This is a genomic window from Streptomyces sp. NRRL WC-3549 (assembly GCF_000721935.1).
Classification (GTDB): Bacteria; Actinomycetota; Actinomycetes; order Streptomycetales; family Streptomycetaceae; genus Streptomyces.
This window is the reverse complement of the sequence record NZ_KL585411.1, coordinates 40,089-46,350: the sequence shown is the minus strand read 5'-3', so window position 1 is coordinate 46,350 and position 6,262 is coordinate 40,089. Positions and strand designations below refer to the sequence as shown.

6 protein-coding genes are annotated in these 6,262 nt (G+C 74.0%); 5 read left to right on the top strand and 1 reads right to left on the bottom strand.

All coding sequences use genetic code 11. The features are described from left to right. The 5 genes from IH13_RS0120235 to IH13_RS0120215 form a co-directional block, all read left to right on the top strand. The coding region (locus IH13_RS0120235) for a zinc-binding dehydrogenase (RefSeq protein ID WP_031086438.1) at positions 1-481 on the top strand (481 nt) is incomplete at its 5' end. A gap of 83 nt (positions 482-564) precedes the next feature. Continuing rightward, positions 565-1,485: a class I SAM-dependent methyltransferase gene (locus IH13_RS0120230; RefSeq protein ID WP_031086436.1), complete on the top strand. Its 921-nt coding sequence runs from the start codon at positions 565-567 to the stop codon at positions 1,483-1,485. Between the two features lie 333 nt (positions 1,486-1,818). Continuing rightward, the gene (gene tdh / locus IH13_RS0120225; RefSeq protein WP_031086434.1) at positions 1,819-2,847 is read left to right on the top strand and encodes an L-threonine 3-dehydrogenase; all 1,029 of its coding nucleotides are present in this window, start codon (positions 1,819-1,821) and stop codon (positions 2,845-2,847) included. 51 nt (positions 2,848-2,898) lie between these two features. Continuing rightward, positions 2,899-4,092 carry a glycine C-acetyltransferase gene (locus IH13_RS0120220; RefSeq protein WP_031086431.1) on the top strand — a complete coding sequence of 398 codons (1,194 nt, stop codon included), beginning with the start codon at positions 2,899-2,901 and terminating at the stop codon, positions 4,090-4,092. Between the two features lie 88 nt (positions 4,093-4,180). Further along, positions 4,181-5,098, top strand: coding sequence for a LysR family transcriptional regulator (locus IH13_RS0120215; RefSeq protein WP_031086429.1), 918 nt, complete (start codon positions 4,181-4,183; stop codon positions 5,096-5,098). A gap of 591 nt (positions 5,099-5,689) precedes the next feature. Here the strand turns inward: IH13_RS0120215 and IH13_RS0120205 are convergent. Continuing rightward, positions 5,690-6,076, bottom strand: a complete 387-nt coding sequence (locus IH13_RS0120205) for a VOC family protein (RefSeq protein ID WP_031086425.1) — start codon at positions 6,074-6,076, stop codon at positions 5,690-5,692. Between the last annotated feature and the right edge of the window lie 186 nt (positions 6,077-6,262).

Here is a 6,262-nt window from a genome sequence, read left to right as displayed (position 1 = left end):
CGCCGCCGGAGCGGTGACGGTGGCCGTCGACCGGCACCCGGAACGGCTGGCCCTGGCCGAACGTTTCGGCGCCCTCCCGCTGTACGCCGAAGAGTCCGGCCTGCCCGAACGCGTCCGGCGGCTGACCGACGGCGGCACCCGGTACGCGCTGGACACCACCGCCTCGCCCTCACTCGTGAACGACGCCCTGCGGGCGCTGCGCCCGACCGGCCGTCTCGGCCTGGTGGCACGGCTCCACACCCCACTGCCCCTCGAACCGGGCACGCTTGACCGGGGCCGCGGCATCCGGCACATCTGCGAGGGAGACGCCGTGCCAGGGCTGCTGATCCCCCGGCTGACCGCGCTGTGGCAGGCCGGGCTGTTCCCCTTCGACCAGCTGATCCGCACCTATCCGCTGGCCGACGTCGACGAGGCGGAACGCGACTGCGAAGCGGGCCGCGTGGTCAAACCCGTCCTGCTCCCGGAGAGAAGGAAGAGATGAGCGAGGTACGCGGCGCCGCCTGCCCACCGGAGACGACGAGGAGCCGGAAATCCTGGGCCCCCCTTTCTGATGACGGAGGAAACATGGTCGGTACGGCACGACAGCACGAGGACGTCGAACACGAGGACGTCGAAGGGGTGGACGGAGGCGTGGGCCTGACGGCGCTGCTGGTCGCCGCGGCACGGGCCATCGAGACCCACCGCCCCGACAGCCTGGCGCAGGACGTCTACGCGGAGGGTTTCGTACGCGCCGCACCGGCGTGCACGGACTGGCCCCTGCGCATCGAGCGGGTCCCCGACGGGGACCGGAACCCGCTGTGGGGGAGATTCGCCCGCTACTTCGGCCTGCGGACCAGGGTCCTCGACGACTTCCTCCTCCGCGCCGTCAGCGCCGGCGCCCACCAGGTGGTCCTGCTGGGGGCGGGGCTGGACACGCGCGCCTTCCGGCTGGACTGGCCGTCCGGCCGCGTGGTCTACGAGATCGACAGGGCAGGCGTGCTGGAGTTCAAACAGCACGTGCTCGCGGAACGGGCGGCCGAGCCGAAGGCCGAACGCGTACCGGTACCGGTCGACCTGCGCGCCGACTGGGTGACGGCGCTGACCGACGCCGGCTTCGACCCGGGGGCGCCGAGCGCCTGGCTGGCCGAAGGACTGCTCTTCTACCTGCCGGGCCCCGCCGAGACGTACCTCGTCGACACGGTGGACCGGCTGAGCGCCGGGGGGAGCGCCCTGGCGTTCGAGGCCAAGCTGGAGAAGGACCTGCTGGTGTACCGCGACAGCCCGCTCTACACGGCGACGCGGGAGCAGATCGGCATCGACCTGCTCCACCTCTTCGACAAGGGGCCACGGCCCGACTCCGCGGGGGACCTGGCAGCCCGCGGCTGGTCCACTTCGACGCACACACCCTTCGACTTCACGCACCGGCACGGGCGCGGCCCGCTCCCCGAGCCGAACGACGCGCTGGAGGGCAACCGGTGGGTGTTCGCGCACAAACCCCGGTCCTGACGGCCGCCGCACCCGGCCCGCACCGCACCGTGCCGCCCGGCCGCGCCTCCCGCCGAGGGGCCGCGCGGAGCGCACGGGGGCGTGCCCGCGTCGGGGCGTGAAGCACAACTGCGAGGGCGCTTAAGAAATCCTCGATGGACCCGGGGCACCGGTGTGCGGCAGATTTCTCCGTGACGGTACGGAACGCCGCACCGCGGTGGCCCCGGGACGGGACCACGCGCGTCCGGCGTCCGTGGACCGTCGCCCCTCCAGTCACCCCGGGCCGCCGGCTGCCTTCCGCATGCCTGTGTCATCGGGGCGTTCGACGCGCACCAGGTACAGGGAGCCGCAGCCGTGAAGGCACTCGTGAAGCAGAAGGCCGAGCCGGGGCTCTGGCTGACGGACGTACCGGAGCCGGAGACCGGCCCCGGGGACGTCCTGATCAAGGTCCTGCGCACCGGGATCTGCGGCACCGACCTGCACATCCGCGCCTACGACGGCTGGGCGCAGCAGGCCGTGCGCACCCCGCTGGTCCTGGGCCACGAGTTCGTCGGCGAGGTCGCCGAAGTGGGCGCCGACGTCGCCGACGTCAAGGTGGGCGACCTGGTCAGCGGTGAGGGCCACCTCGTCTGCGGGAAGTGCCGCAACTGCCTGGCCGGGCGGCGCCACCTGTGCCGCTCCACGCTCGGGCTCGGCGTCGGCCGGGACGGGGCGTTCGCCGAGTACGTGGCGCTGCCCGCCTCCAACGTCTGGGTGCACCGGAACGAGGTGGACCTCGACGTCGCCGCGATCTTCGACCCGTTCGGCAACGCCGTGCACACCGCGCTGTCCTTCCCGCTGGTCGGGGAGGACGTCCTGATCACCGGGGCCGGTCCGATCGGCCTCATGGCCGCCGCCGTCGCCCGTCACGCGGGCGCCCGCAACGTCGTCATCACCGACGTGAGCGAGGCCCGGCTGGAGCTCGCCGGGAAGGTCGGCGTGGACCTCGCCCTGAACGTCGGCCGGGAGACCGTCGCCGACGGCCAGCGCCGCCTCGGTCTGCGCGAGGGCTTCGACATCGGCCTGGAGATGTCCGGCCGCCCCGAGGCCATGCGGGACATGATCGCGAACATGACGCACGGCGGCCGGATCGCGATGCTCGGCCTGCCGTCCGAGGAGTTCCCCGTCGACTGGTCCCGCGTCGTCACCTCGATGCTCACCATCAAGGGCATCTACGGCCGCGAGATGTACGAGACCTGGTACGCCATGTCCGTGCTGCTGGAGGGCGGGCTCGACCTCGCCCCGGTCATCACCGGACGCTACGGCTACCGCGACTTCGAGGCCGCCTTCGACGACGCCGCGAGCGGGCTGGGCGGCAAGGTCCTGCTGGACTGGACCGTCTGAGCAGCCCAGCCGCCCCGCCCCACCCCACCATCCGACCGGGAGACAGCCCTCATGTTCGACTCCGTACGCGACGACCTGCGCACCACCCTCGACGAGATCCGGGAGGCCGGGCTCCAGAAGCCGGAGCGGGTCATCGGCACCCCGCAGTCCGCCAACGTCGCCGTCACCTCCGGGGGCCGCCCCGGCGAGGTGCTGAACTTCTGCGCCAACAACTACCTGGGCCTCGCCGACCACCCGGAGGTCGTCGCCGCCGCCCACGAGGCGCTGGACCGCTGGGGCTACGGGCTCGCCTCCGTCCGCTTCATCTGCGGCACCCAGGAGGTCCACAAGGAGCTGGAGCAGCGGCTCTCGTCCTTCCTCGGCCAGGAGGACACGATCCTCTACTCCTCCTGCTTCGACGCCAACGGCGGCGTCTTCGAGACCCTGCTCGGTGCCGAGGACGCGGTGATCTCCGACGCCCTCAACCACGCCTCCATCATCGACGGCATCCGCCTCTCCAAGGCGCAGCGGTACCGCTACGCCAACCGCGACATGGCCGACCTGGAGAAGCAGCTCAAGGAGGCCTCCGGCGCGCGCCGCCGCCTGATCGTCACCGACGGCGTGTTCTCCATGGACGGTTACGTCGCTCCGCTCGCCGAGATCTGCGACCTGGCCGACCGTCACGGGGCCATGGTCATGGTCGACGACTCGCACGCCGTCGGATTCGTCGGCCCCGGCGGCCGCGGCACCCCCGAGCTGCACGGCGTCATGGACCGCGTCGACATCATCACCGGCACGCTCGGCAAGGCGCTGGGCGGCGCCTCCGGCGGTTACGTCGCGGCGCGCGCCGAGATCGTCGCCCTGCTGCGCCAGCGCTCGCGCCCGTACCTCTTCTCCAACTCGCTCGCGCCGGTCATCGCCGCCGCCTCCCTCAAGGTCATCGACCTGCTGGAGTCCGCGGGCGAGCTGCGCGAGCGGCTCGACGCCAACACCGCGCTCTTCCGCTCCCGGATGACCGCGGAGGGCTTCGACGTCCTGCCCGGCGACCACGCCATCGCCCCGGTGATGATCGGGGACGCGGCGGAGGCGGCCCGCATGGCCGAACTGCTCCTGGAACGCGGCGTGTACGTCATCGGGTTCTCCTACCCGGTCGTCCCGCAGGGCGCCGCGCGCATCCGGGTCCAGCTGTCCGCGGCGCACTCCACCGAGGACGTCGACCGCGCCGTGGACGCGTTCGTCGACGCGCGGGCGGCCCTGGAGGCGTGACCCGGCTCCCGGGGGCGGGTGGCACGACACCGGGGGCATGACCCGGTGGCGGTTCGGGGCACCCGTCGCGACCTGGGACAATGAGGACATGATCGATGCCCGGCGGCTGCGCATTCTCCGTGCGGTGGCGGATCACCGTACGGTGACCGCCGCGGCCGCCGCGCTCTACCTCACCCCGTCCGCGGTCTCGCAGCAGCTGGCCGCCCTGGAGCAGGAGACCGGCCACCGGCTGGTCGAGCGCGGGGCGCGCGGCGCACGGCTGACGGCGGCCGGCGAGATCCTGCTGACCCACGCCCACGAGGTGCTGGCCCAGCTGGAGCGGGCGGAGGCGGAGCTCGCCGACTACGCCGCGGGTGTCGCCGGCACGGTCACCGTGGCCGCGTTCGCCACCGGCATCGGCCTGGTGCTGGCCCCGGCCATCGCCGAGCTGACCCGCACCGCGCCCGGCATCCGGGTCCGGGTGCAGGACGCCGAGGGCGACGCGAGCGTCCCGATGGTGCTGGACCGGCAGGTCGATGTGGCGGTCGCCGTCGAGTACCGGGGCGCGCCCGGTGACGACGACCGGCGGCTGACCCGCGTCCCGCTGTACTCCGAGCCCTTCGACGCCGTGCTGCCGGTCGGCCACCGCCTCGCCGGGCGGGGGCACATCGCCGTCGCCGACCTCGCCGACGACCCCTGGATCGGGCCCTACCCCGGCAACCCCTGCCACGACGTGGTGGTCCTGGCCTGCGAGTACGCCGGGTTCGAACCGAGGCTGGAGCACTCCTCGGACGACTTCCACGCCGTGCTGGCCCTGGCCGGGGCGGGCGCCGGAGTGGCCCTGGTGCCCCGGTCGGCGCTGCGCGGCCCGGAGCGGGGCGATGTCGTCGTGCGCCCGGTGAACGGGGTGGCGCCGACCCGGCGGGTCTTCGCCGCCGTGCGGCGGGGGGCCGAGGACCATCCCCTGATCAAGCCCGTCCTGGACGCGCTGAGGGCGGCGGCGGCCCCGGCCCCGGCCCGGGCCTGAAGGCCTCCTCCCTGTGCCCCCGCCGGGCCGGCAGGAGCGTTCCCGCCACGGCCGCCACCGGCGGCCCTGTACCGGGCGGGCTCCATGTACGGCGCCGATCCCCCGGCGCCTCCGAGAAGGCGGTGCGCGGGATCGCGGCGGCCAGGGTGCCGGTCGCCGGCCCGGCGAAGGCCACCAGCGCCGTCTGCGGCTCCAGCATCCGCGTCAGCCGCCCGCGTCCGGCGCCCACCAGCCTGAGGGTGAGCGTGCTGACCACCGCAAGGAGCACGAGGGCGTCCCGCAGCGCCGCGGCGGCCGCGTCCGGGCCGGTGCCGTCCGTGCGGGACCCGGCACCGCCTGGTCACGGGCGGCCGACACCCGGCCCGCGAGAGCCTCCCGGGGGAACGGAACTCCCCGATGCCCAGGGAGCGTTCGGAGACGGCGACGACCCGGGGCGTCGCCCGTCGCCCAGGCGCAGCTCCCCGCCCGGTCGCCGACGCGCGCGGCCGGCCCGTCGGCGCGGTCGGCGCCCAGCGCCGGAGCGGTCACCCTCAGGTCCGCCCGGAGCGCCTGGGGGCGGCCTGAGGGTGCCCGGAACGGGGGCGGGGAGGCTCAGGCAGGCTGCAGCAGGTCCCACCGGTTGCCGTACAGGTCCTCGAAGACCGCGACCGTGCCGTACGCCTCCCGCCGCGGCTCCTCCAGGAAGCGGACCCCGGCCGCCCGCATCCGCTCCCGGTCGCCCGCGAAGTCGTCGGTGTGCAGGAAGAAGCCGACCCGCCCACCCGTCTGCGCCCCCACGGCGGCCCGTTGCGCCTCGTCCTTGGCGCGGGCCAGCAGCAGCCCCGGGCCCGCCCCACCGCGCGGCCGGACGACCCCCCAGCGCGAGCCGTCGCCCCGGTCGGTGTCCTCCACCCGCTCGAAGCCGAGCGCGTCCGTGTAGAAGGAGACGGCCTCGTCGTAGTCGCGGACGACCAGCGTGACCAGGGCGATGAGGGACATGGGTGCTCCGGATTCCTCGGTGGGCCGTGCGGGCGGTGCGGTGCCCGCCTGCGGGCGGTGTGGCCCTGCAGGCGGTTATACGTAACACTAACGCGGTGCCGGATCGGCTGGGGACAATGCCGCCATGGACACGAGTGACTCCGGCTTCCGCACACGGCCCGGTCTCGACCCTGTCTCTTATACACA

Bases quoted from the DNA above. Each gene is read 5' to 3' on its own strand.
- IH13_RS0120220 (WP_031086431.1), top strand. From the start codon at position 2,899: ATGTTCGACTCCGTACGCGACGACCTGCGCACCACCCTCGACGAGATC.
- IH13_RS0120205 (WP_031086425.1), bottom strand. From the start codon at position 6,076: ATGTCCCTCATCGCCCTGGTCACGCTGGTCGTCCGCGACTACGACGAG.
- IH13_RS0120230 (WP_031086436.1), top strand. From the start codon at position 565: ATGGTCGGTACGGCACGACAGCACGAGGACGTCGAACACGAGGACGTC.
- IH13_RS0120215 (WP_031086429.1), top strand. From the start codon at position 4,181: ATGATCGATGCCCGGCGGCTGCGCATTCTCCGTGCGGTGGCGGATCAC.